The 24023-nt window shown below is 74.4% G+C and carries 21 protein-coding genes; 4 read left to right on the top strand and 17 right to left on the bottom strand.

Annotated elements, in window-relative coordinates; all coding sequences use genetic code 11:
• Positions 1-9: 9 nt before the first annotated feature.
• The 5 genes from ACZ6EM_RS19415 to ACZ6EM_RS19435 form a co-directional block, all read right to left on the bottom strand.
• On the bottom strand, positions 10-1017 hold the full coding sequence (locus tag ACZ6EM_RS19415) for a lysophospholipid acyltransferase family protein (protein WP_465772840.1): 1008 nt from the start codon (positions 1015-1017) through the stop codon (positions 10-12).
• A gap of 7 nt (positions 1018-1024) precedes the next feature.
• The gene (locus tag ACZ6EM_RS19420; protein ID WP_401053764.1) at positions 1025-2146 is read right to left on the bottom strand and encodes an NAD-dependent epimerase/dehydratase family protein; all 1122 of its coding nucleotides are present in this window, start codon (positions 2144-2146) and stop codon (positions 1025-1027) included.
• A gap of 222 nt (positions 2147-2368) precedes the next feature.
• Positions 2369-2485 carry a 30S ribosomal protein bS22 gene (locus ACZ6EM_RS19425; RefSeq protein ID WP_425311139.1) on the bottom strand — a complete coding sequence of 39 codons (117 nt, stop codon included), beginning with the start codon at positions 2483-2485 and terminating at the stop codon, positions 2369-2371.
• A 172-nt stretch (positions 2486-2657) separates the two neighbouring features.
• Positions 2658-2867, bottom strand: coding sequence for a helix-turn-helix domain-containing protein (locus tag ACZ6EM_RS19430; protein WP_045699258.1), 210 nt, complete (start codon positions 2865-2867; stop codon positions 2658-2660).
• A 214-nt stretch (positions 2868-3081) separates the two neighbouring features.
• On the bottom strand, positions 3082-4278 hold the full coding sequence (locus ACZ6EM_RS19435) for an acetoin utilization protein AcuC (protein WP_452179959.1): 1197 nt from the start codon (positions 4276-4278) through the stop codon (positions 3082-3084).
• Positions 4279-4456: 178 nt separating this feature from the next.
• Here ACZ6EM_RS19435 and ACZ6EM_RS19440 point away from each other — a divergent pair, with 178 nt between their 5' ends.
• A complete protein-coding gene (locus ACZ6EM_RS19440) occupies positions 4457-4978 on the top strand; it encodes a COG1361 family protein (protein ID WP_452179958.1) in 522 nt (173 codons plus the stop codon).
• Between the two features lie 28 nt (positions 4979-5006).
• Here the strand turns inward: ACZ6EM_RS19440 and ACZ6EM_RS19445 are convergent, their stop codons facing one another.
• Together ACZ6EM_RS19445 and proC are read right to left on the bottom strand one after the other, a co-directional pair.
• On the bottom strand, positions 5007-6233 hold the full coding sequence (locus ACZ6EM_RS19445; protein WP_401055143.1) for an MFS transporter: 1227 nt from the start codon (positions 6231-6233) through the stop codon (positions 5007-5009).
• Between the two features lie 115 nt (positions 6234-6348).
• Positions 6349-7176 carry a pyrroline-5-carboxylate reductase gene (gene proC, locus ACZ6EM_RS19450; protein ID WP_359902730.1) on the bottom strand — a complete coding sequence of 276 codons (828 nt, stop codon included), beginning with the start codon at positions 7174-7176 and terminating at the stop codon, positions 6349-6351.
• A 168-nt stretch (positions 7177-7344) separates the two neighbouring features.
• On the opposite strand from proC, the gene ACZ6EM_RS19455 reads away from it, so the two are divergent.
• On the top strand, positions 7345-7794 hold the full coding sequence (locus tag ACZ6EM_RS19455; RefSeq protein WP_380542175.1) for a hypothetical protein: 450 nt from the start codon (positions 7345-7347) through the stop codon (positions 7792-7794).
• Positions 7795-7918: 124 nt separating this feature from the next.
• The gene (locus ACZ6EM_RS19460) at positions 7919-9205 is read left to right on the top strand and encodes an SCO2583/SCO2584 N-terminal domain-containing protein (RefSeq protein ID WP_465772841.1); all 1287 of its coding nucleotides are present in this window, start codon (positions 7919-7921) and stop codon (positions 9203-9205) included.
• A 17-nt stretch (positions 9206-9222) separates the two neighbouring features.
• Here the strand turns inward: ACZ6EM_RS19460 and ACZ6EM_RS19465 are convergent, their stop codons facing one another.
• The 8 genes from ACZ6EM_RS19465 to ACZ6EM_RS19500 all read right to left on the bottom strand — a co-directional run bounded on the left by ACZ6EM_RS19465 (position 9223) and on the right by ACZ6EM_RS19500 (position 20580).
• Entirely contained in the window at positions 9223-9753 is a 531-nt protein-coding gene (locus ACZ6EM_RS19465; protein WP_359902722.1) for a hypothetical protein, read from the bottom strand.
• Positions 9754-9887: 134 nt separating this feature from the next.
• Positions 9888-11732: a dihydroxy-acid dehydratase gene (gene ilvD, locus ACZ6EM_RS19470; protein WP_401049486.1), complete on the bottom strand. Its 1845-nt coding sequence runs from the start codon at positions 11730-11732 to the stop codon at positions 9888-9890.
• A 140-nt stretch (positions 11733-11872) separates the two neighbouring features.
• A complete protein-coding gene (locus ACZ6EM_RS19475; protein WP_401049488.1) occupies positions 11873-12679 on the bottom strand; it encodes a class I SAM-dependent methyltransferase in 807 nt (268 codons plus the stop codon).
• A 46-nt stretch (positions 12680-12725) separates the two neighbouring features.
• Entirely contained in the window at positions 12726-13529 is an 804-nt protein-coding gene (locus tag ACZ6EM_RS19480) for a sugar phosphate isomerase/epimerase family protein (RefSeq protein WP_380542246.1), read from the bottom strand.
• A gap of 606 nt (positions 13530-14135) precedes the next feature.
• Positions 14136-15098 (bottom strand): Ppx/GppA family phosphatase, encoded by a 963-nt coding sequence (locus ACZ6EM_RS19485; RefSeq protein WP_401049489.1) that lies wholly within the window; start codon positions 15096-15098, stop codon positions 14136-14138.
• 239 nt (positions 15099-15337) lie between these two features.
• Positions 15338-16564 (bottom strand): SUKH-4 family immunity protein, encoded by a 1227-nt coding sequence (locus tag ACZ6EM_RS19490; RefSeq protein WP_401049491.1) that lies wholly within the window; start codon positions 16562-16564, stop codon positions 15338-15340.
• A gap of 735 nt (positions 16565-17299) precedes the next feature.
• Positions 17300-20032, bottom strand: coding sequence for a toxin glutamine deamidase domain-containing protein (locus ACZ6EM_RS19495; RefSeq protein ID WP_465772842.1), 2733 nt, complete (start codon positions 20030-20032; stop codon positions 17300-17302).
• 26 nt (positions 20033-20058) lie between these two features.
• A complete protein-coding gene (locus tag ACZ6EM_RS19500; RefSeq protein WP_465772843.1) occupies positions 20059-20580 on the bottom strand; it encodes a hypothetical protein in 522 nt (173 codons plus the stop codon).
• Positions 20581-20878: 298 nt separating this feature from the next.
• Between ACZ6EM_RS19500 and ACZ6EM_RS19505 the strand changes: the two genes are divergently transcribed.
• Positions 20879-21715: a DUF3109 family protein gene (locus ACZ6EM_RS19505; RefSeq protein WP_401055375.1), complete on the top strand. Its 837-nt coding sequence runs from the start codon at positions 20879-20881 to the stop codon at positions 21713-21715.
• Between the two features lie 53 nt (positions 21716-21768).
• On the opposite strand, the gene ACZ6EM_RS19510 is transcribed toward ACZ6EM_RS19505, so the two are convergent.
• Positions 21769-22938, bottom strand: a complete 1170-nt coding sequence (locus ACZ6EM_RS19510) for an NADH-quinone oxidoreductase subunit D (protein WP_465772844.1) — start codon at positions 22936-22938, stop codon at positions 21769-21771.
• A complete protein-coding gene (locus ACZ6EM_RS19515; protein ID WP_380357496.1) occupies positions 22935-23951 on the bottom strand; it encodes an SAM-dependent methyltransferase in 1017 nt (338 codons plus the stop codon). The genes ACZ6EM_RS19510 and ACZ6EM_RS19515 overlap by 4 nt, the downstream gene beginning before the upstream one ends.
• Positions 23952-24023: the final 72 nt, after the last annotated feature.

Raw genomic sequence — 24023 nt, forward strand, 5'->3', positions numbered from 1 at the left:
AGAGCACCGTCAGAAGAACACCGAACGCCGCTGCACCAGCAGCTGGTAGAGGGTGTGCTGGATGGTCTCGCGCACCTCGTCGGCCAGGTCGAAGACCAGCATCGGGTCGTCCGCCGCCTCCGCCGGGTAGCTGTCGGTGGCGATCGGCTCGCCGAAGCGGATCGTCCACTTGGTCGGCAGCGGCAGCGCCCCGAGCGGGCCCAGCCACGGGAAGGTCGGGGTGACCGGCACGTACGGCAGGCCCAGCAGCCGGGCCAGGGTCTTCACGTTGCCGATCATCGGGTAGGTCTCCTCGGCCCCGACGATCGAGCAGGGCACGATCGGCACCCGCGCCCGCAGCGCCGAGGCGACGAAGCCGCCGCGGCCGAACCGCTGGAGCTTGTAGCGCTCGGAGAACGGCTTGCCGATCCCCTTGAAGCCCTCCGGCCAGACCCCGACGACCTCGCCGCGCTCCAGCAGGGCCTGGGCGTCCTCGTTGCAGGCCAGCGTGTGGCCGGCCTTGCGGGCCAGCTCGTTGACGCCGGGCAGCACGAAGACCAGGTCGGCGGCGAGCATCCGCAGGTGCCGCCGGGCGGGGTGGTGGTCGTGGATGACCACCTGGGTCATCAGGGCGTCCAGCGGGATCGTGCCGGAGTGGTTGGCGACGATCAGCGCGCCGCCCTCGGCCGGGATGTGCTCCACGCCCTGGACGTCGATCCGGAAGTACTTCTCGGCCAGCGGGCGCAGCAGCGAGAGCAGCACCTCCTCGGTGAGCTCCCGGTCGAAGCCGAACTCGTCCACCTCGTAGTCGCCGGTCACCCGGCGGCGCAGGAAGGCCAGCCGCTCGGCGGCACGGCCCTCCCAGCCCTTGCCGAACAGCCCGGTGGCGGCCGGGCCGAGCGGCCCGGACAGCACGCCGCCGACGGCCTCGGCGAGCCGGTCGGCCAGTTTCGGCCCCTCGGGCGAGGTCCAGCTGGGGGCGGACTCGATCGGGATGACCTTGGCCTCGCCCGGCGCGTTCTCGGCTGCGGCACTCATCGCGGGTTCAGCTCCTCGGTGGGCGGGGGCGGTTCGGTACGGCGTCCGGTCCGGCGGCCGGCCCCGCGGGGGCGGCCCCTTCCGGGCCGAGCAGGGCCGTCAGCCGGTCGGTGACGGCGGCCAGCCGCTCGGGCGGCAGCAGACCCGGCCCCTGCGCGGCGGCGAAGTCGGCGAAGGCCTCCGGGGTGCCGAACGCCGGGCGGTAGCCAAAGGTGTCGCGCAGCCGCGCGGTGTCCACCACCCGGCCGTGGGTGAGCAGCCGCAGCTGCTCGGGCGAGACGTCGACCAGCCGGGTCTGCCGGGCCAGCACGGCCATCCAGCTGACCGCGGGCAGCAGCAGCGGCAGGGTGGGCCGGCCGAGCCGGCGGGCGCACTGGGAGAGCAGCAGGACGCCCTCCCCCGCCACGTTGAAGGTCCCGGTGTTGACGGTGCCCGGCGCGGGCTCGTCGGCGGCCCGGCAGAGCACCGCGACGGCGTCGTCCTCGTGCACGAACTGCAGCCGCGGGTCGTAGCCGAGCACGGTCGGCAGCACGGGCAGCGCGAAGTACTCGCTGAGCGGGGTGTCCGCGTCCGGGCCGACGATGTTGGCGAAGCGCAGCACCGTCACCGCGACGTCCGGGCGGCGCCGGGCGAAGCCGCGCACATAGCCCTCGACCTCCGCCGCGTCCTTGGCGAAGCCGCCGCCGGGCGGGTCCTTGGGCTGCATCCGCTCGCTGAACACCGCCGGGTCGCGGGGCGCGGATCCGTAGACGCCGGTGGTGGACTTCACCACCAGCCGGCGCACCCCGGGGGCCTTCTGGCAGGCGCCGAGCAGCTGCATGGTGCCGATCACGTTGGACTCCTTCACCGCGGAGCGGTTGGTGGAGCCCAGGCCGGTGGCGCTGACGCTGAGGTGCACCACGGTGTCCACCCGGTGCTCGGCGAGCACCCGGGAGACCGCCGGGCGGCGCAGGTCGAGCTGGTGGAAGCGGTACGGGGCGGCCGGACCGGCCGGCTCCTCGGGCGGCAGTCGGGGCGGCTGCACGTCCACGCCGACCACCAGGTCCACGCCCGGCCGACGGCGGACCTCGGCGACGAAGCGGGCACCGAGATGGCGCGCCACGCCGGTGACGAGCACGACCACGCCCACGGTGCTGCCCCCGTTCCCCGGCCCGAGCGGCCTGCGTGCACCGTACCGCGCCGCCCTGCCGGGCCGTGAAACGACACCGCCCGCCCAGGCCGCGGGGGCCTGGGCGGGCGGTGGAACGCCTGAACCCCGCAGGGGCGGGGCCAATGAGTTCTTCCTGCGCCGCTGTACGCGAGTGCGCGGGTGACCCCCGCGAAGGGCGGGGCCGAAGCGCAGGCTCAGGCGTTACTTCTTGTTACGACGCTGGACCCTGGTCCTCTTCAGAAGCTTGCGGTGCTTCTTCTTGGCCATACGCTTGCGACGCTTCTTGATGACAGAGCCCACGGAACAACCCTCGCTCACTGAGACTCTCGTCCGTGAGAGACGGAGTCCATACGACTGACGTGAGGGCCTAGCCTACCGTCCACGGTGCTAAGGCCGTAATCGTGCTCCCCGATACCGGGAAACTCGGGGGAAATCCCCGGCGAACGGGTGCGGCGCCCACCGGTGTGGACCCCGCACCCGCGCGCCGCCGCTACGCGCTCTCAAGTCGCACGTAGGACTCCTTGAGGTACTCGTGCACCGCCTGCTGGGGCACCCGGAAGGACCGTCCGACCCGGATGGCCGGCAGCTCTCCGCTGTGCACCAGTCGGTACACCGTCATCTTGGACACCCGCATGACCGCGGCGACCTCCGCCACGGTCAGGAAGACGACTTCCTGAAGGGGGCGCTCGACGGAACTCATGACCATCACCCGACCCTTACCCGTGTGCAAGGCACCGGCTTCCCCTCCGGTGACTCCACCGGCACACGTGTATCCCCAGAGTAGTTATGGGTGGTACCAGTGGGAAGAGGGGAGGTGCAGTCCTCGTACGGTGAGAGATAGGACCGTTGCAGTACGTAGCCGATCGGCCGATGGCACCGCCCGGCGTACGCACGGCCTGACCAGGGCGGCGGGTTCAGGCCAGCAGTCCGTGCTGGGGGAACACCGCCCGCCGGGCGGCGAGGATGGCCTGATCGAGCCGGTCGGCCGGATCGTAACCCGAGTCGAAGTCGCGCCAGGCGGGGCGGGCGCCGTCGGTCATCCGCAGCGGGGCCGGGCGGCGGGTGCGGCGGTAGACCTCGGCGCGCCAGGACTCGGGGGTCTCGGTGGCCGGGTCGACGGGCCGGGCGGCGGCGGTGGCGACCAGGTGGGTCCAGGTGCGCGGGACGACGTCCACCACGGCGTAGCCGCCCCCGCCGGTGGCCACCCAGCGACCGCCGGCGTACTGGTGGGCGAGGTCGTGCAGCGCCTCGGCGATCAGCCGCTGGGCGTCCACGGTGACGGCGAGGTGGGCGAGCGGGTCCTCCAGGTGGGTGTCGGCGCCGTGCTGGGTGACCAGGACCTGTGGCCGGAACGCGTCGAGCAGTTCGGGCACCAGGGCGTGGAAGGCGCGCAGCCAGCCGGCGTCGCCGGTGCCCGCGGGCAGCGGCAGGTTGGCGGCGGAGCCGGGGGCGTCCTCGCCGCCGGTCTCGATCGACCAGCCGGTCTGCGGGAAGAGCGTGGCGGGGTGCTCGTGCAGCGAGACGGTGAGCACCCGGGGGTCGTTCCAGAAGGCCGCCTGGACGCCGTCGCCGTGGTGGACGTCCACGTCGACGTAGGCGACCCGCTCGGCGCCGAGTTCGAGCAGCCGGCCGATGGCCAGCGCCGGGTCGTTGTAGACGCAGAAGCCGGAGGCCTTGCCGGGCATCGCGTGGTGCAGCCCGCCGCTGAAGTTGACGGCGTGCGGGGTCTCGCCGCGCCAGACCGCCTCGGCGGCGGCCACGGACTGGCCGGCGATCAGTGCCGAGGCCGAGTGGATCGCCGGGAAGGACCAGTTGTCGTCGGTGCCCAGTCCGTGCAGCGGGTCGGAGCGCTCGGGATGGGCGGCGGCGTTCCGGACCGCCTCGACGTACTCCCGGGTGTGCACCAGCCGGAGGGTGGACTCGCCGGCGGGCGGCGCGGAGCGGACGGTCACCCCGGGTGCGGTGCTCAGTCCGAGGGCCTCGACCAGGCGCATGGTGAGGGCCAGCCGGGTCGGGTCCATCGGGTGGCCGGGGCCGAAGTCGTAGGCGGTGACGGCCTCGTCCCAGAAGAGGTGCAGGCCGCAGGGGGTGTCACGCTCGGCTTCGGGCATGGCCTCCACCGTAGCGGGTGGCGGTGGCCGGACCGCCGTCAGGGCGCGCCGGGGCGGCACTCGCGGGAGCCGCCGGGCGCGGGGTGCGCAAGGAAACTACGGAAGTTGTGGGGCAGCTGTGGAGGCGGGTGTCGAGGCGGTGCAGACAAACGCTTTGCGACTCCATATCCTCTCCGCCATGAAGCCATTCAGCGTGCAACGCCTTGGGGTAATTCTCGCTGCAATACTGGGTTTTGGCGTCTTCTTCGCCGCCCAGCCGGCCTCCGCCGCGGTCAGCGGCACCGCCTTCGCGGTCGACAAGTCGACGGCGAAGGCGGGAGACCAGCTGACCCTGACGCTGTCGCTCACCAACAGTGAGACCAGTCCCATCTACTTCGCCTACGAGGCCGTCCAGCCGACCTGGCCGGCCAACACGCAGGCCGGAGCGTTCACCGTCCTCAGCTGCACCGGTGACACCTCCGACTGCGCGATCAACGGGAACAGCGCCAACTTCCACTTCAACGCGCCGATCGCGCCCGGGGCGACGAAGAGCGTCACGCTCACCGTCAAGATCACCGACACCCCGGCGTGGGGCACCGCGCCGTACACGCTGAACTGGGCGCCGTACGTCTACTACGAGTTCGGCCAGGTCGGCAACGGCACGGCCAAGGACCAGGGCTGGACCTACGGAGTGCCCGAGCTCCAGACCGTGATCAGCTGACCCCACGTCCCGTCGACCGCCCCCGCCGTCACCCGACGGCGGGGGCCGGGGCGGGCTCCGGGGCGGGTTCCGGGGCGAAGCGGTCGGCCAGCGGCAGGACGGCGAGCACCAGCAGCATCGGGGCGAGCAGCGCCCAGCGGTACGAAGCGGCGTCCGCGATCGCCCCGACCAGCGGCGAACCCAGCAGGAACCCCACGTAGTTGAAGAGGTTGAGCCGGGCCACCGCGGCGTCGGAGTCGGCCGGGAGGAGCCGGCCGCCGGCCGCGAACACCTGCGGGATGATCGCGCAGATGCCGAAGCCCAGCACGGTGAAGGCGGCGATGCCCGCCCAGGCGTCGGGCGCGACCGCGGCCAGCCCGAAGCCGAGCGCGGCCAGCGCGGCACCGGTACGGACCACCGGGACGGCGCCGAAGCGCTGCACCGCGCGGTCGCCCAGTGCCCGGCCGACCAGCATCGCGACCATGTAGCCCAGGTAGGAGAGCTTGGCGAGGTCCTCCCGGCTGCCCAGCCCGTCGGTGAGGTACTTGACGCTGTAGTTGGAGACCGAGGCGTCCGCGATGTACGCGAAGGCCATCGCCAGGCAGAGCGGCAGCAGCGGACGCCAGGGGACGGACCGGGCGGCGGCCTCCGCGGCCTCCCGGACGGCGTCGCCGAGTTCGGCCGGGCCGGCGAGCAGGCCGCCGGTCAGCAGGGCGAGCGGGGCGATCACCGCGGCGGCCGTGCCGAACAGCACCGGCAGCCCGAGGTCGTAGTGCGAGCCGAGGCCCGCCAGGGCCGCGCCGAGGATGCCGCCGAGGCTGAACGCCGCATGGAAGCCGATCATGATCGAGCGGCCGTAGCGGTGCTGGAGCCCCACCCCAAGCATGTTCATACTCGCGTCCAGCGCGCCCACCAGCAGCCCGAACGCGCCGAGGGCCAGGGCAAGTTGCCACAGCGTGCCGCCCAGTCCGGCGGCCGCCAGGCTGAGGCAGACGGCGGGCTGGACCACCCGCAGCACGGTCCGTGCGCCGGTGCGCTTCACCAACTGCTCGGAGACGATCGACCCGACCCCGGCCAGGACCGGCACCGCGGCCAGGAAGACCGGCAGCAGCCCGTCGCTCAGCCCGTACCGGTGCTGGATCTCCGGGATGCAGGTGACCAGCAGGGCGAAGGTGACGCCCTGGAGCAGGAAGCTGACGGCGAGCGCCGCCCGCCCGACGCGCAGACCGGGCGCCGCGGGGGACGGGACGGGCCGTGCGGACGGTGCGGCACTCAAGCGGACCTCCAGGCGGACTCCACACGGACCTCGCAGACCTCGCTACCGACCGGTAGGACGATGTTGGCGAGAGCGTAGGGGGTGCGCCGCGATTACGGGAGGGGTCGCGCAGCGGTCATTTCCCGCCGGAGGCCAACTCCCGGGAGCGGTCCCGCGCCGCCTCCAGGGCGCCGAGCAGCGCGGCCCGCACCCCGTGGTTCTCCAGCTCGCGGATCGCCGCGATGGTGGTGCCGGCCGGGGAGGTGACCGCCTCGCGCAGCTTCACCGGGTGCTCGCCGGAGTCGCGCAGCATCACCGAGGCGCCGATCGCCGACTGCACGATCAGGTCGTGCGCCACCTGCCGGGGCAGCCCGAGCAGGATGCCGGCGTCGGTCATCGCCTCGACCAGGAAGTAGAAGTAGGCCGGACCGGAGCCGGAGAGCGCGGTGGCCGCGTCCTGCTGGGACTCGGGCAGCCGCAGCGCCTTGCCGACCGAGCTGAAGATCTCCTCGGCGCGCACCAGGTGCTCCTCCCCCGCGTGCGAACCGGCCGAGATGACGCTCATCCCCTCGTCCACCAGGACCGGGGTGTTGGGCATCACCCGGACCACTGGGGTGCCGGCCGCCAGCCGCTCCTCGAACCAGGCGGTGGGGACGCCGGCCGCGGCCGAGATCACCAGCCGGTCCGCGCCGACGTGCGGGGCCAGCTCCTCCAGCAGGGCGCCCATGTCCTGCGGCTTGACCGCCAGGATCAGGGTGTCGGCGAGCTTGGCGGCCTCGGCGTTGGAGACGGCCACCACGCCGTAGCGGGCCGCGAGTTCGGCCGCCCGCTCCGGGCGGCGGGCGGTCACCAGGACATCGGCCGGATCCTTGCCCGCCCGCAGCAGACCGGAGAGCAGGGCCTCCCCGATCTTGCCGGTGCCCAGGAAGGCGATCTTCTGTCCGTGTGCTGCGCTGCTGCCCATCGTCCGCTCCTTGCCTCGGTACTGCGGCCATCCTCGCACCGCCCACCGGCACACGCGGGGACCGTCCGACCCGTGGTCGCCACGGACCCGAACGACCCTTGCCCCTAGGGAGAGAACTCGGGGGTTTCCCCTATGGCCTCCCGGCTCCGGGGAGCGCACCGTGGAGTCATGGCACACGACGAAATGTCCCGACGTGAGAACCGGCAACTCGCCGTCGCCTCGGCGACCGTGGGCCCGTGGCGGACCGCCGCGGGGGTCGGTGCGGTGGTGGGGGCGACGGCCCTGGGGATCGAGGCGATCTCCGGGAACTGGTCGCTGAGCATGCTGGCCTCACCGGCCGGCTGGGGCCTGTTCTTCTTCTTCCTGGTCGGTACCGTCGGCGGCCGACTGCGGCGCGACACCACCGACCGGCGACTGCGCCGCTGGGCGAACGAGCACCCGTGGCAGTCAGCGCTCCCGGCAGCCGGCGGCCTGCTGGCGCTGAACACGCTGGCCCAGCTGTTCCTCGGCGACGAGGGCCTGTTCGGCGCCTTCTTCCTCTCGCTGCTGCCGGCCGGCCTCCTGCTGGCGATCGCCGGGGTGGTCGGGTCGGTCAAGCAGGCCCGCGGCAAGGGCTGACGGCCACCCGCGACCTGCCCGTTTCCGGACAAACGACACCGATCCCACGGATCACGCACACGCGTTCACCACGAAGTGTGCCCCCGATCAACGGATCGTCACACCCTGTCGGCATACTGGCGCGATGCCGACAGCCGAAGATCCGGAACCGCGCCCCGAGACGGGCCGCGAGGCGGGCGGGAAGGACCCGTTCGCCGGCCTCGTCCTGGACGAGGAATTCGTCCGCGGGGCCACCGTCAAGGAGCAGAGCGGGCGCACCCGCATGCTGTCCGCCCGGTGGAAGCACACCCCGCCGGTCGACCCGGGCGGCCGCCGCTCGGTCAACGACGGCCCGTCCGCGCCCAAGGGCCGGTTCGGGCGCAAGCCGAAGCCCGCCGCGCTCGACCCGTGGGGCAGCCCCCGCCCGCGCCGGCGCGGCTGGCGCGCACCGGTGCTCGTGGTGCTGACCGTCGCGGTGGTGCTCTCCGTCCTGAACGTCGACGGGCTGCGCACATGGTTCTCGGACCACGTCTGGAACAACTCCTCCGCCGCCCCGGTTCCCACCGTCGCCCCGGAGACCGCCAGGCCGACCTCGGCACCGCCGGCCACCCCCGACGACCAGCCGACCGTGGACCACCCCTGGAAGGGCTCCCCCGCCGAGGGCTGGCCGAACGGCCCGGAGGCCTTCGTGCTGCCCGAGGCCAAGGCCGTCGGCGTCTTCTCGGCCGACGAGGTCGCCGCCCAGCTCCAGTCGGTCAAGGACTACCTGACGGCCTCCAACCTCGACCCCCGGGTGATCGCGGGGGCCCGTCCGGACGCCGCCCTGGCGATGCTCGACCGCCAGGAACGGGCCAACGCCGTCGCCGCCCTCGACCACCCCGCCAAGGAGACCGACCCGACCAGCTGGTTCACCCGTTTCGACCCGCGCGAGGCCGCCCTGGTGGGCACCACCGTCAAGGTCCAGGGCCGGATCAGCTTCGAGGAGGACGGTGACGGCGGCGTGCTGGTGCACACCGACTTCACCTTCGTCTACCCGCTGCAGCCGGGCCCGGACGCGGAGAAGCTGGCCTCGTCCCGCCGCACCCCGGACACCGCGCCGGGCGGCACCGCCAAGCCGGTCGGCCTGGTCACCCGGGCCGCCGCCACCGACAACGGCGACACCTGGACGACCCGCACCATCGTGCGCAAGGTCGACGACGTCCGCTTCTACGACCCGAAGCACTACAAGGTCGACGCGAAGAAGCTGGTGTTCGCCAAGACCCAGTGGGACGCGGGCAACAGTGCCTGCGACGTCTACGACGGCTTCCTGCACCCGCAGTTCCAGCAGTTCACCAGCCACGACCCGGCACCGAGCGGCCCGACCACCGACCCGTACGACCGGAGCAAGGACATCACCCCGGCCGACCAGTGCGGCAGCGTCAGCCGGACCTAGGGCCTGATCGGGAGGCGTCAGCGCTTGCGCTTGGCCCGGCCCGGCGCCTTGGCGTCGGGCCGGCGGCTGCGGCCCGCCTGGCGCTTCTCGTACTGGGCGACGGCCCGCTCGTAGGCGGCCCGCCGGACCGCCTCGCCGGGGGCCTCGACCAGGCTGCGGGCGAAGTAGGCGAGCAGCGAGCCGGCCCCGCCGATCAGCCAGACCGCGCCGAGCGACTTCTCCTCGGCCATCCAGCCGGTCAGCTGGTCCTTGCCCTCGGTGAGCACCTTCCAGGTGCGCCGCACGGCCATCATCGAGCAGACCGCGATGGCGGCGGTCAGCAGCCCGTTGAGGAACGTGCCGTTGTCGGAGAGGGCGATGCCCTCGATGCCGAAGCGCAGCAGCAGCACCACGGCGGCCGCCGCGACCAGGGCGCCGATCGACACGGCGACCCGGCGCGGCCAGTAGCCGTTGTCCCGGTTCAGCCAGCTGGTGCCGAACCAGCGGATCGGCTCCGGCTCGGGGGCGCCGACGGGAGTGGGGGCGGGGGTGGGGGGCTGCTCGCTCACGCCGTCGATTATCACCCGACCGCCGCACACGGCGGAGGAGCCGTCCCGGCCGGTGGGACGGCTCCTCCTCGTTCCGTGCGGGCCCGGCGGCGTTCCGTGCGGGCCCGGTGCCGTTCCGTGCGGGCCCGGCCGGGTCAGCCGAGCTTGGACACGTCGCGGACGGCGCCCCTGTCGGCGGAGGTGGCCATCGCGGCATAGGCGCGCAGGGCCTGGCTGACCTGCCGGTCGCGGTTCTTCGGCCGGTAGCCGCCCGCGGCCTCCAGGGCCCGGCGGCGCTCCGCCAGGACCTCCTCCGGGACCTCCAGGGAGATCCGGCGGCCGGGGATGTCGATGGCGATGGTGTCGCCGTCCTCGACCAGCGCGATGGTGCCGCCGGAGGCCGCCTCCGGGGAGGCGTGGCCGATGGACAGGCCCGAGGTGCCGCCGGAGAAGCGGCCGTCGGTGACCAGCGCGCAGGCCTTGCCCAGACCCCGGCCCTTGAGGAAGGAGGTCGGGTAGAGCATCTCCTGCATGCCCGGGCCGCCCTTGGGGCCCTCGTAGCGGATGACGACGACGTCGCCCTCCTTGACCCGCTTGGCGAGGATCGCCTCGACCGCGTCCTCCTGGGACTCGACCACGACGGCCGGGCCGCTGAAGGTCCAGATCGACTCGTCCACGCCGGCGGTCTTCACGATGCAGCCGTCCTCGGCGAGGTTGCCGTACAGCACGGCCAGGCCGCCCTCGACCGAGTAGGCGTGCTCGACGCTGCGGATGCAGCCCTTGGCGGCGTCGGTGTCCAGCGACTCCCAGCGCTCGGACTGCGAGAAGGCCTCGGCGGAGCGGACGCAGCCGGGGGCGGCGTGCCACAGCTCGACGGCCTCCGCGGAGGGCGAACCGCCGCGCACGTCCCAGGTCTTGAGCCACTCGGCGAGCGAGTCGGCGTGCACGGTGTGGACGTCCTCGTTGAGCAGACCGCCCCGGTACAGCTCGCCGAGGATGGCCGGGATGCCGCCGGCCCGGTGCACGTCCTCCATGTAGTACGAGCCGTTCGGCGCGACCTTGGACAGGCAGGGCACCTTGCGGGAGATCGCGTCGATGGCCCGCTGGTCGAAGTCCAGCTCGGCCTCCTGGGCGGCGGCGAGCAGGTGCAGGATGGTGTTGGTCGAGCCGCCCATGGCGATGTCCAGGGCCATGGCGTTCTCGAAGGCGGCGCGGGTGGCGATCGCCCGGGGCAGCACCGAGGCGTCGTCCTGGCCGTAGTGGCGGTTGGTGATCTCGACGACGGTCCGGCCGGCGTCCTCGTAGAGGGCGCGGCGGGCGGTGTGGGTGGCGAGCACCGAACCGTTGCCCGGCAGCGAGAGGCCGATCGCCTCGGTGAGGCAGTTCATCGAGTTGGCGGTGAACATGCCGGAGCACGAACCGCAGGTGGGACAGGCGTTCTCCTCGATGATCGCGATGTCCTCGTCGGAGACGTTCTCGTTGACCGCCTGGGAGATCGCGTCGACCAGGTCGAGCTTGCGCACGGTGCCGTCGACCAGAGTGGCCTTGCCGGCCTCCATCGGGCCGCCGGAGACGAAGACGGTCGGGATGTTCAGGCGCAGCGCGGCCATCAGCATGCCCGGGGTGATCTTGTCGCAGTTCGAGATGCAGATCAGGGCGTCGGCGCAGTGCGCGTTCACCATGTACTCGACCGAGTCGGCGATCAGGTCCCGCGAGGGCAGCGAGTAGAGCATGCCGCCGTGGCCCATCGCGATGCCGTCGTCCACGGCGATCGTGTTGAACTCGCGCGGGATGCCGCCCGCCCGCTTGATCGCCTCGGAGACGATCCGGCCGACCGGCTGGAGGTGGGTGTGCCCGGGCACGAACTCGGTGAAGGAGTTGGCGACCGCGATGATCGGCTTGCCGAAGTCCTCGCGGGCTACGCCGGCCGCCCGGAGAAGCGCCCGGGCGCCTGCCATGTTGCGACCGTGGGTGACCGTACGGGACCTCAGCTCGGGCACTGTGCTCCACTCCTTCGGGGCTCTCGCGGGCACCCCGCTGCTGGGAGGGTTCGGGGGCCGCTGTGGGTACCGAGCCTACGCCCGCCGTCCGGCCGGCGGACGCTCCGTCCGCGATGCGAGCAGGCGGCGGGCCTCCCCGGTCAGTCCCGCTTGACGGCCACGGTGAGGTCCAGGACGTACGGCTCGACCACCTGTCCGTCCGGGAACTCGGCCAGCAGCGCCGCGCGCTCGGCGGCGAGCAGCGGTTCGCGCCGCTCGGGGTCCAGCGAGGCGAAGTAGGAGCGCGAGGTGAGGTTGTCGACCACCTGCTCGACCGGCACCTGCCGCTGCCAGCGCAGCTCGGCACGGGAGACCTCCAGCCCGGCGGCGGCGAAGGGCACCGTCAGCTCGGCGATCCGGCGGTAGCCGTGGTAGCGGCCCGACAGCGCCGCCCACAACCGCTCGTCCCGGGCGCGCACCCACGGGACGCTCTCGTCGAAGACGTTCCACCAGGCCGCGACGGCGCCGCCCGGCCGCAGCACCCGCAGCACCTCGGGGACGGACTTCTCGGGATGCGTCCAGTGGAAGGCCTGGGCGTAGGTGACCAGGTCGGCGGAGCCGTCGTGGAACGGCAGGTCGTCGCCGACGCCGCGGACCAGCGGCAGGTCCGGCGAGACGGCCTGGAACTGCGCGGCCATCCCGGCGGAGGGCTCGACCGCGACGACGTCCGCGCCGCGGGCGGCCAGCAGACGGGTGGCGATGCCGGTGCCGGCGCCGACGTCCAGGACCCGGGCGCCCTTGAGCCCGCGGCCCCAGAGCCGCTCCAGCTCGTCGAACAGCCCCTCCGGGTAGCCGGGGCGGCCGCGGTCGTAGGCGGCGGCCACCGCGCCGAAGCTCCCGGCCAGCTCGCGGAAGTTGCGGACCTCACTGAAGCCGCCGGCCCCGCCTGCGTTCTGATCGTTCGTCACTTCTCCCCCTCGGTAGGGCGGTTCGCGCCCGATCCGGCCGGACGGCTCAGCGTACGCGCGAGGGGGTGGCCAGGTGCAAGCGGGTAAAAGCGAGGGCCTCGGCCAGATCGGCCTCGCGTTCGGCGGGGGAGGCCGAGCGCCGGGTGTTGACCTCCAGCACCACGTGGCCGTCGAAACCGGTGCGGGCGAGGTGCTCCAGCAGCTCGGCGCAGGGCTGCTTGCCGCGGCCGGGGATCAGGTGCTCGTCCTTGCCGGAGCCGCTGCCGTCGGCCAGGTGGACGTGGGCGAGCCGGTCGCCCATCCGCTCGACCATCGCGAAGGTGTCGATCCGGGAGGTGGCGGCGTGCGAGAGGTCGATCGTGAAGTGCCGGTAGTCCTCGTCGGTGACGTCCCAGCCCGGCGCGTACGCGAGCATCTCGCGGTCGCGGTAGCGCCACGGGTACATGTTCTCGACGGCGAAGCGGACGTCCGTCTCGCCCGCCATCCGGTTGATGCCCTCGACGAACTCCTTGGCGTACTGGCGCTGCCAGCGGAACGGCGGGTGGACGACCACCGCGCTCGCGCCCAGCTTCTCGGCCGCCGCCCGGGCCCGGACCAGCTTGGTCCACGGGTCGGTGGTCCACACCCGCTGGGTGATCAACAGGCACGGCGCGTGCACGGCCAGGATGGGCAGCCGGTGGGCGTCGGAGAGCCGGCGCAGGGCGTCGATGTCCTGGCTGACCGGGTCGTTCCAGACCATCACCTCGACCCCGTCGTAGCCGAGCTTGGCGGCCAGCTCGAAGGCCACGGCGGTGCTCGCCGGGTACACCGAGGCGGTGGACAGCACCACCTTGGTGTCGGGGATGTGCAGGGCCGGGTGCCGGGGCAGCACCAGCCGGTCGGTGGTGCGCAGCAGCGGCGGGCGGGCGGCGTCGCGCTTGGCGGCCTTGACCGAGCGGACGGACTGGACGGCGGCCTTGGCGGCGCCGGCGGCCCGGGCGGTGCGGGTCTCCTTCGGGACGGGCTTCGCGGCGGCTCTGTTCGGGGTGCTCTTCCCGGTGGCGGGCTGCTGCGCGGTGTGCTGCTGTGCGGTGCGCTTCCGTGCGATGGCCGTCTTCGCTGTGTCCGCCGTGTTCGCCGTCTTCGCCGGACCCGCCGCGGTCGGCTTCGCGGTCTTCGCCGCTGCCGTCTTCGCGGTGCGCTGGGCGGCCTTGACGGCCTTCGCGGCCTGCTTGGCGGCCTGGGCGGCGGTGGCGCCCGCGACCGCCTTGCCGAGCCGGCGGCGCGGACCGTCCGACCGCGACTGCCCGCTCCCGGGAGTGCGGCCCTCCTGCGTTCCGTCCTCGCCCGCTGGTTGCACCACGGGAGACAGCGTAAGCGGAGCACGCTGCGAACGGGGCGGGATGACCGGCGCAGTGACCATCGGCACGTTGACCCGGCCGCGGTCGATCGACGCCGGCGTTCGGGCGCGGCCGGGTTACGGGGTGAGCGCCGGGCGGCGGCGGTCGGCCGGGCTGTCCATGGCGTCCAGGCGGCGCAGGATGATGCCCTCGCGCAGCGCCCACGGACAGACGTCCAGCTCCTGCAGGCCGAACAGGTCCATCGCGGCGTCGGCGACCAGCGCCCCGGCCAGCAGCTGCTTGGCCCGGCCCTCGGAGACGCCGGGGATCCGGGCACGCTCGGCGACGGTCATCGCGGACAGCCGGGGCAGCCAGGAGGCCAGCCCGCTGCGGGTGAGCCGGCGGTCGGCGTACGGGCCCGCGTCGGCGGGGGCGGCGCCCGTCATCCGGGCCAGCTGCTTGAAGGTCTTGGAGGTGGCGACCGCGTGCCGCGGCGGGCCGAGACGGTTGATCTCGCCGACCACGGCGGCCAGCTCGGCCCGGATGTGTCGTCTCAGCTCGCGCAGCACCTCCGGGTCGGCGACGTCGCCCGGCAGCCAGCGGGCGGTCAGCCGGCCGGCGCCCAGCGGCAGCGAGCAGGCGACATCCGGCTGCTCATCCAGGCCGCAGGCGATCTCCAGCGAGCCGCCGCCGATGTCCAGGTTGAGCAGCCGGCCCGAGGACCAGCCGAACCAGCGGCGGACGGCCAGGAAGGTGAGCCGGGCCTCGTCCTGTCCGGAGAGCACGCGCAGCTCGACGCCGGTCTCGGCGGCCACCCGGCGCAGCACCTCCTCGCCGTTCGCCGCCTCGCGCACGGCGGAGGTGGCGAACGGGAGGATGTCGACGACGCCCTTGTCCTCGGCGACCCGCAGCGAGGAGGCGACATGGCCGACCAGCCGCTCGACGCCGGCCGCGCTGATCGCGCCGTCCGCGTCCAGCAGCTCGGCCAGACGCAGCTCGGCCTTGTGCGAGTAGGCCGGCAGCGGGGCAGCGCCCGGATGGGCGTCCACCACGAGGAAGTGGACCGTGTTGGAACCTACGTCGAGCACACCGAGTCGCATAACTCTCCACGCTACGCGATGCGGACCCTGGTGAGAGGGGGTGTGACGGTATTCGCGCTGGTCCGGGACCGGGCGGCGGGACCGACGGCGATCCGGCGTCCCGGGTCGTCCGCGCCCGGACCGTCCGGGCGCTCAGTGGCCGCGCGGGCGGGCAGGGTGCCGGCGGGGTGGGCGACGGTACCGACGGTGCGGGTGGGCGACGGTACCGGTGACGGCCGACCTGTTGTGACGGCCGACCGTCACAACAGGCCGTCCCACAGCTGCTCCACGATGACGGCCCACCAGTTCTCCGGGTCCGCGAACACCGTGCCGTCCACCTCCGCCAGCGCGCGTTGCAGGACGTCCACCGCCCCACCCGCGGCCACCGGGTCGAGCCCGCGCAGAACGGGCCACCAGCCGGCGAACACCTCCAGGCAGCGGACGAAGGCGCGCAGGCTCTCATTGCAGTGACGGACGGTCGCGTAGTCCGGGTCCACCGCCCGGACGGCGCCGTCCACCGGGCCGAGGGCCAGCAGCGCCCAGCCGTCCGTCCCCAGCACCAACTGCCCGGCGAGCGCCAGGCGCTCCCGCTCGGCCGCCCGGGTGCCGCGCCCGGACTCGGCCAGCTGCGCGGCGAGCTGGGGCAGGACGGTGCCCTGGCGGGTGCCGTCGGCGATCGCCTCCGTGCCCGGGTGGTGCAGCGCGAAGAGCCCCGGCACCGCCACCGGGACGCCCACCGCCAGCAGCAGCGCGGCCGCGTCCCCGGGCAGTTCGGCGCGGGCGACGTCCGCCGGCTCGAAGCGCTGGACGCCCGCCGGGCCGAACCGCTCCGCGAGCCGGGCGGCGAGCGCGCTGTCGGACTCGTCGGCCGCCTCGCCCGCCGGGTGTGCCCCGCCCGGTGCGCGGGGGAAGGGCACCCGGTTGCGGACCGGACCGTCCGGCGACGCGGGCAGCGCCCGTACGGCGGCGGCCCGGTGGTCGAAGCGCGGGCCGTACGGGAGCTCGAAGTCGATCCGGGCATGGGGCAGTTCGGCGGTCAGCGCGTACGACCAGTAGCCGCCGGGCAGGGCGCTCATCCGCAGGTCGGTCCGGACGGCGAGCACGTCCTCGGCCGCCACACCCTGCTCGCGCAGCCACCACCAGCCGCGCAACGCCGGGTGCGGCAGGCCCGCCGCGGAGCGCAGGGCCAGCGACCGTTCCTCACCCGTGTCGTCCCGGTAGGTCAGCTCGGCCCGGGCACCCCGGCCGGTCGCCGGCGGGAGGGTCGGATCGTAGCCGCCGGCGCCCACGAAGTCCCGGTACAGCCCGACCACTTCGTCCACCGGTACCGAGGGCCACACCGTGAACCGTCCGCTCTCCCGGTCCACCACGGCACAGGCCGCCCCTACCTCCTCGGGCGCCCGCCGCTCCCCCGTGCGCGGGTCGACCACCAGCCGGGCGGGCTCCGCCCACACCACCCAGCCGAGCTCGAACTCGTGGGTGCACACCCGCCGCACCGTCCCGGCCCCCTGCGGCAGATCCCCGTTGACCCACCGGTGCCCCGCCTCCACCGCCTGCGCCCGCGAAATCACCCGGCCACCCCCGTCCCGTCCACTCCCCGCCGCCCATCCCGGCCCGACCCGCGACCCTACGCCCGCGCCCCACGCCCGCACCAAGCACCAAGCACCAAGCACCAAGCACCAAGCACCGGAAGCGCACCCCCTCATGCACGAGAAGTCGGCCCCGCCGACTTCCCACGCGGGCGTCCACATCCCCTGCCGCCCGGCGACCGGCCCCGGAAGAACGAATATGACGTCCGGTCTACATATTCACGCGCAGACCCAAGCCCGCCCGGACCGGATCCGCGTGAGAAGTCGGCCCGGCCGACTTCTCACGCATCACCGGCGACGAATATGTCGGTCGGTCTACATATTTCTGCCAGACTCGAACCCAGCCATCCCGAATGCACACAGAAAGTCGGCCGGGCCGACTTCTCACGCGGGCTCCTTCCACTGCCCCGCATTCCACCGTGCGGCAAGTCCGCGAGGTCGACTCCCCACGCGGACCCCTCCCGCTACCGCGCATTCCACCGCCGAGGGCCAGCGCGGCAGGCCGCCGCGCAGGAAGTCGGCCTGGTCGACTTCCTGCGCACCGCTCCCAGTTCCGCGCTTCCTCCCCTTCCGAGGGGCACCCTGACCCCCCAGTGCAGGAAGTCGGACGGGCCGACTTCCTGCACTGGGGGGTCAGGGGGTGGGGGTGAGGGGGCGGCCTTCGGGGGTGAGGGCGATGGCCCAGAGGCCGTGGGTGGCGGGGTGGAGGGGGGTGGGGGCCCGGCGGGCGAGCTGATGGTCGAGGTAGGTGACGGTGTCCTGGTGGTTGACGGCGTTCCAGGCGTGCGGACGGCCGTAGGCGTCGAGGGTGAGGAGTAGCGCCTGGGAGCCGTGGCCGGCGCGGCGGAGGTCGTCGGCGAGGCGGTCGAAGGCCCGGCCGCCGTCGCCCAGGTCCCGGAAGGGGGAGCCGAGTTCGCGTTCGGCGCGGTCCCGGCCGCCGCGTTCGCCGGCGTCGCCGTCGGTGGGGATGCGCGGGGCCGCGCAGGTCGGGCGGCCGGTGTGGCACTCGACCGCCGAGAGGGCGATCTCCAGGCTGTTGTTGGCCCGGCCCGGTTCGCGGAAGCCGCCGTCGTTGACGGCCTCCGCCCAGCCGCCGGCCGCCGGGTCGGGGTGACGGACGGGCAGGCCGTCCTCGTCCCGGGGCGCGCGGCGTTCGAGTTCGGCCTGGTGCTGCGGGTCGACCGGCGCGAGCCCGCCCGGCAGGCCGTACGGACGGCTGTCGGCGATGCTGCGCGGCCGGACCGCCGGGTCGTCCGGCCGGGCTCCGCGCCGTGCGCGCAGGGCGAGTTGGAGGGCCATCGCGTGGGCGGTCGCGACCGGGACCGCGCCCCAGGCGAGGGTCGGGTCGGCGAGTCCCGCCGCGTTCTCCCGCCTCCGGGCCTCCACCGGGTGGGTTTCGGGCCGGCCGATCACCGGGGTGGTCCCGACGATCGGGGGTGCGGCAGGGGGTGGCGGCGCGGCGTGGACGGGCGGCGGTCCGACGACCGGGTGCGGTGCCGCACCGGCCGGGGTCCGGGCCACCGGCGCGCCGGGCTGCGGCCCCCCGACGGCCGGCCCACCGACGGCCGGCCCGCCGCCCGCCCCGACACCGCTGCCGAACGGCGCCGCCACGTTCACGGGCCCGCCGGCGGCGCCCGCCAGCGGCCCGGGCCCGACGGTGCCGACGGGCCCGGCCGGCTGGTACCCGCCGTACACCGGAGTCCCGAACTGCCCGGGCACTGCGACCGGCCGGACCGGCGGCGGAGCGTCCGGCGCCGGGCCGCCCGCCGGGCCGCCGGCGGACGGCGCGGTGACGGGCGCGGTCGGCGCACTCACCGAGTCCGTCCGCACGGTCACCGGCCCACCTCCGCCACCACCACCCGCACCACCCGCACCGCCACCGCCACCGCCGTGCACGGAGGCCGCGGGCGCCTGGAGCGGGTAGTCCCCGGCCGCCCGGACCGCCGGCCCGCCGCCCTGCCGGACCGGCGCGACCGCGGACGGCGCCGACGACGCCGGTGGCGACCAGTCACCGCCCCCGCTCCCTGTCGCCCGGTGCTGCCCCGGCGGGCCCCCGGCGGCGGCGTACCCGCCCCCGGCCCCGCCCGCCGACGCCCCCGCCGACACCCCGGCCGTCACGTTCGCCGCGACGGCCGCGGCCGGCCCACCGACGACCGCCCCCGGATCCGCCACCGCGACCGAGGCCACCGTCACCACGCCCGGCGTCCTCGGGTCCGCCGGCCCGCCGGGCTTGCCACCCCCCGGCCCATCCGGCCCACCCGGTCCCCCCGGCCCGTCCGCCCCCGGCGTCAGCCCGGCGAGCGGCACCCCGCGGACCGCCTTGCCGTTCTCGTCGGTGAGCACCGGCTGCCCGTGCTCGTCGAGCCGGACGGCGAGGTCCGCCACCCCGACCACCGGCTTGCCGTCCGGCCCGGGGACGACCAGCAGCCCGGTGGCGTCGGCCACCGGTGTGCCGTCGGCGCGGAGGATGACCGGCTGCCCGTCCTGGCCGAGGACGGGCGTGCCGTGCTCGTCCACCTTGACCGTCAGCCCGGGCACGCCGACCAGCGGCTTGCCGTCCTTCCCGGCGAGCAGGACCAGCCCGGAGCCGTCCGCGCCGAGCACGCCCGGTTCGCCGAGGGCGGCGGGCAGCCCGGCGGCGAGCGGGTCGAACGCGCCGCCGCGGTACGAGGCGGCGGTGATCCCCGTCCCCTGTGCGGTGCCGAGCTTCAGCAGGGCGACGGCGGCCGGTTCCTTGAGCACGCCGGACAGGGCGTCCTTCATGGCGCGGCCGAGTTCGGCGAGCAGTCCGCCGATCTTCAGCCCGGCGGCCTCGACGGCGACGGCCGCCACGCCCGCCGCGACCTGCTCGGTGGCGGTGTTCCTCAGCTTGGACGCGAAGCCGCCGACGGCCTTCTCCAGTCCGCCGACCACCCCGCTCCGCGCCGGGTCGCTGTCGGCCGCCGCGGCGACCTCGGCGGCCGTCTGCTTGGCCTTGGCCGCCTGCTCCTCGGCGTGCCGGAGGTCGGCGGCGAGCTGCTGCAGGGTCACGACGATCTCGGCCTTGCAGGTGTCCACGGCGCGCGCGGCGGTGTCGAAGGCCCCGGCGACCAGCCCGACCGCGCTGTGCGCGTCGTCCAGGTGGCCCTTGCCGCCGGCGCTGAAGCTCTGCCAGTACGTGCCGAAGGCCTCGACCGCGTGGCCGGAGTTGTCGGCGGTGACCCGCCGGACGGACTCGCCGCAGCGGCGGGTGAGCCGGTCGGCCTCCTTGCCGAACTCGCGCCAGACCCCGGCGGCCCTGCGCAGGCCCTCCTCGTCGGCCTGCGGCCACTGCTGGCCGGTCCGGGCCAGCACCGGGACCAGTTCCTCGGGCAGTTTCCGGGACACGCGCTTCCCCCTTCGAGCCGGGTCCGTCAGACCGACATGTCCTTGGGGACGGCGGGAGCCGCCCCCGGGGTTGCCCCCGGCGCCGCGGAGTACACCGCGGGCGCCACCGGCGAGGCCCCCGGCGCCCCTGGAACCGCCGCCGGCCCTGGCACCGCCGCACCTGCCGCCGCACCCGGCACCGCCGAACCTGCCGCCCCCGGCACCGCCGTCGCCCCGAACCCGCTCGCCGCCGAGCTGTCCGCGTCGGCCGTCCGCGCGGCCATGGTGTGCAGCCCGGCCCCGACCCCGGTCACCCTCCCGGCCAACCCGCGCAGCCCGCCGACGAGTTCACCGCGCGCCTGCCCGTACACGGCGGCGAAGCCGCTGCCCGGCCGGTCCGTCCCCCAGGGCGCGCCGAGCGCGGCGAGGCCCTGCTCCAGGGCGGTGACGGCTTTCGCCAGCTCGCCGCCGAGCTTCTCGAACTCCCGCCCCTCGCCGTGCAGTTCCCACGGCTTGAGGACGAACTCCCCGCCCGCGCGGCCGGACGCCCCGGTGCTGCCGCCTGCCATCCCCGTACCTCCCCGTCACGGGCCGGTAGCGGCCCCGTAGCGGCCCGTGGCGGACCGGCCGCCATCGTAGGCCCGCCCCCGGACCCGCCCGCAGGGCCCGCCGGACCTCTTCACCCCGCCTTCACGCCGGTCGGTCCCGCCGCTTCGTGCCCCGCTTCGTGCCCCGTCACCGGTCCCGCCACCGCGCTCCCGCCGCCGAAAGCTCTACCCTTGCCGGGTGGCACCAGCAGAAACGTCCAAGAAGAAGTCCAAGGCGAAGCCCGAGGCCGCCCCCGCCCCCGCCCCCGTCGATCTCGCGATGCCGACCCTGCGGCGCGAGATCCCACGCGACGAGGTCCCGCTCGACTTCCCCCGCGCCTGGGTCGAGTTCGCCGACCCCGCCGACGAGGAGCAGGTCTTCCGCTGCGACCTCACCTGGCTGACCTCCCGCTGGTCCTGCGTCTTCGGCCAGGGCTGCCACGGCATCCGCGAGGGCCGCGGCGAGTCGGACGGCTGCTGCACGCTCGGCGCGCACTACTCGGACGAGGACGACGAGAAGCGCGTCCTGGGGCACGCGGCCCGGCTGACCCCCGAGCTGTGGGAGAACTTCGCCGAGGGCACCGACGCCAAGGGCCGGATCACGTCCGACGGCGGCATCACCATGCTGGACGAGGACGGCGACCGCCAGACCCGCCGGGTCGGCGGCGCCTGCATCTTCGTGAACAGCCCGGACTTCGCGGGCGGGGCCGGCTGCGCGCTGCACGCGCTCGCGCTCAAGGAGGGCCGCGAGCCGCTGGAGACCAAGCCGGACGTCTGCTGGCAGCTGCCGGTCCGCCGCACCTACGACTGGATCGACCGGCCCGACGACACCCGCTACCTCCAGGTCACGATCGGCGAGTACGACCGCCGCGGCTGGGGCCCGGGCGGCCACGACCTGCACTGGTGGTGCACCGGTGCCCCGGCGGCGCACCAGGGCGCGGAGGCGGTGTACGTCAGCTACCGCCCCGAGCTCACCGAGCTGATGGGACGGAAGGGGTACGAGGTGCTGGCCCGGCTGTGCGAGGAGCGGATCGCCACCAAGGGCGACCGCAGGGTGGCCCCGCACCCGGCGGACCCGGTCAGGAAGTCGAAGAAGGACCGACCGGCGAAGGACTGACCGGCCCCACCGGTCGGCACCGCCCCCGCCCGCCGGCACCGCCCTACTTGTCGCTACTTGTCGATGTCGCCGACCACGAAGAACATCGACCCCAGGATCGCCACCATGTCCGCGACCAGCGTCCCCGGCAGCAGCTCGGTCAGCACCTGGACGTTGTTGAAGGACGCCGAGCGCAGCTTGAGCCGCCACGGCGTCTTGTCGCCGCGCGAGACCAGGTAGTAGCCGTTGATCCCGAGCGGGTTCTCGGTCCACGCGTAGGTGCTGCCCTCGGGCGCCTTGAGCACCTTGGGCAGCCGCTGGTTGACCGGGCCGGGCGGCAGCGTGGCGAGCTTGTCGAGGCAGGCGTCGGCGAGGTCCAGCGAGTTGAGGGTCTGCTCCAGCAGGGACTCGAAGCGGGCCAGGCAGTCGCCCTCCTCGCGGGTGACCACGGTGAGCACCTGTCGCAGTTCCTCGGAGCCGTACGCGAGGTACGGCTCGTCGCGGCGCAGGTCGAGGTCGAGGCCGCTGGCCCGGGCGATCGGGCCGCTGACGCCGTACGCCTCGGCCTGTGCACGGGTGAGGATGCCGACGCCGGCGGTGCGGGCGCGGAAGATCTCGTTGCCGAGGACGAGGTCCTCGAAGACCGGCAGCTGCGAGCGCACGGTGGCGACGGCGGTGCGGACCCGGCCGAGCCACCCGGCCGGCAGGTCCTCCTTGAGGCCGCCGACCCGGTTGAACATGTAGTGCATCCGGCCGCCGGAGGCCTCCTCCAGCACGTGCTGGAGGTCCTCGCGGCCGTTGAAGGCGTGGAAGACCGGGGTGATCCCGCCGAGCTCCAGCGGGTACGAGCCGAGGAACATCAGGTGGTTGAGCACCCGGTTGAGCTCGGCGAGCAGGGTGCGGATCCACACCGCCCGCTCGGGGACCTCCATGCCGAGCATCCGCTCGACGGCCATGACGACGCCGAGCTCGTTGGAGAAGGCGGAGAGCCAGTCGTGCCGGTTGGCCAGCATGATGATCTGCCGGTAGTCCCGGGCCTCGAACAGCTTCTCGGCGCCCCGGTGCATGTAGCCGATCACCGGCTCGGCGCTCACGATGCGCTCGCCGTCGAGCAGCATCCGAATCCGCAGCACGCCGTGGGTGGCCGGGTGCTGCGGGCCGATGTTGAGCACCATGTCGGTGGTGCCCGCCGCGCCGGTGAAGTTCTCGGCTCCCGCCCCGATGCCGACCGTGGTCTCCCTCATGCCCCCAGAGTCTGCCATCCCGGCAGGGGCGCCAGGCTCGCAGGTTCCGACATCCGGACGGCCTGTACCAGCCACCCGAACCCGCCCAGCCCGCCCGGGTCGGTCAGTTCGGCCCCCTCCCCCGCCCCGCTCAGCGCCCGCAGGTAGCCGGCCGGGTCGCTGGTGGCCAGCGCGAGCGCCGGGCGCCCGCCGCTCACGCCGAGCGCGCGCAGGGCCTCCCGCTGGGTTGTCCACAGGCTGTGGAGAGCGGGCGCGGCGACGGCGTCCAGCGCGACGTGCGCGGTGACGTCGCAGGAGCCGTCCGGCACCGGGGCCACCTCCCGGCCGTCGCGGAAGCCGGCGTACGTGCCGAACGGCGGCCGCCGCCCGGCGGTGTGCCCGTAGTCGACGGCGACGGCCAGGCCGCGCTCCAGCCCGGCCACGGCCCGGGCCCAGGCGGCGTCCCGGGGGCCGCCGAACTCCACCACCTCGCCGGGCTCCGCGACCGGCCACCAGCGGGCGGCCCAGGCCGCGTCGGCCTCCGACACCGGCTCGCCGAGCCGCTGCTCCCCGGTCGCGGTGTCCACCTCGACGTAGCGCAGCACCCCGTCCTCGTCGACCTCGCCGGCGTCCAGCGGGACGTTGTCCAGCCACTCGTTGGCGAACAGCAGCCCGGTCACCCCGCGCGGCGGCTCGTCCGTCCACAGGGCTGTGGACGGCAGTCCGGCCGGGCGGTCGGCGATCTCCACGCCGTACGGGCGCAGCCGCGCCAGCACCTGCGCGGGCAGCTCGGCCAGGACGCCGGTGAGCAGCTCGCCCCGCCCGGCCCCCAGGTCGACCAGGGCCAGCTCCTCCGGACGACCGAGGGCCGCGTCAACCTCCAGCAGCAGCCGGGCCACCGCACGGGCGAACCTCGGCGAGGCGTGCACGGAGGTGCGGAAGTGCCCGGCGGGGCCCTCCGGCCTGCGGTAGAAGCCCCGCCCGGGGTCGTACAGGGCCTGTTCCATGGCGGGCGCCCACCGCATCCAAGTCATGGGGTGGGACGCTACCCGGCGCCGGATCGCCCCTCCCCATCGGATCAGGTGCTTCTCCGACCTACGGAGTAG

The sequence above is a fragment of the Kitasatospora sp. NPDC041917 genome (assembly GCF_055589745.1).

Bases quoted from the DNA above. Each gene is read 5' to 3' on its own strand.
- ACZ6EM_RS19415 (WP_465772840.1), bottom strand. From the start codon at position 1,017: ATGAGTGCCGCAGCCGAGAACGCGCCGGGCGAGGCCAAGGTCATCCCG.
- ACZ6EM_RS19430 (WP_045699258.1), bottom strand. From the start codon at position 2,867: ATGAGTTCCGTCGAGCGCCCCCTTCAGGAAGTCGTCTTCCTGACCGTG.
- ACZ6EM_RS19435 (WP_452179959.1), bottom strand. From the start codon at position 4,278: ATGCCCGAAGCCGAGCGTGACACCCCCTGCGGCCTGCACCTCTTCTGG.
- ACZ6EM_RS19440 (WP_452179958.1), top strand. From the start codon at position 4,457: ATGAAGCCATTCAGCGTGCAACGCCTTGGGGTAATTCTCGCTGCAATA.
- proC (WP_359902730.1), bottom strand. From the start codon at position 7,176: ATGGGCAGCAGCGCAGCACACGGACAGAAGATCGCCTTCCTGGGCACC.
- ACZ6EM_RS19455 (WP_380542175.1), top strand. From the start codon at position 7,345: ATGGCACACGACGAAATGTCCCGACGTGAGAACCGGCAACTCGCCGTC.
- ACZ6EM_RS19460 (WP_465772841.1), top strand. From the start codon at position 7,919: ATGCCGACAGCCGAAGATCCGGAACCGCGCCCCGAGACGGGCCGCGAG.
- ACZ6EM_RS19485 (WP_401049489.1), bottom strand. From the start codon at position 15,098: ATGCGACTCGGTGTGCTCGACGTAGGTTCCAACACGGTCCACTTCCTC.
- ACZ6EM_RS19500 (WP_465772843.1), bottom strand. From the start codon at position 20,580: ATGGCAGGCGGCAGCACCGGGGCGTCCGGCCGCGCGGGCGGGGAGTTC.
- ACZ6EM_RS19505 (WP_401055375.1), top strand. From the start codon at position 20,879: ATGCCGACCCTGCGGCGCGAGATCCCACGCGACGAGGTCCCGCTCGAC.
- ACZ6EM_RS19510 (WP_465772844.1), bottom strand. From the start codon at position 22,938: ATGAGGGAGACCACGGTCGGCATCGGGGCGGGAGCCGAGAACTTCACC.
- ACZ6EM_RS19515 (WP_380357496.1), bottom strand. From the start codon at position 23,951: ATGACTTGGATGCGGTGGGCGCCCGCCATGGAACAGGCCCTGTACGAC.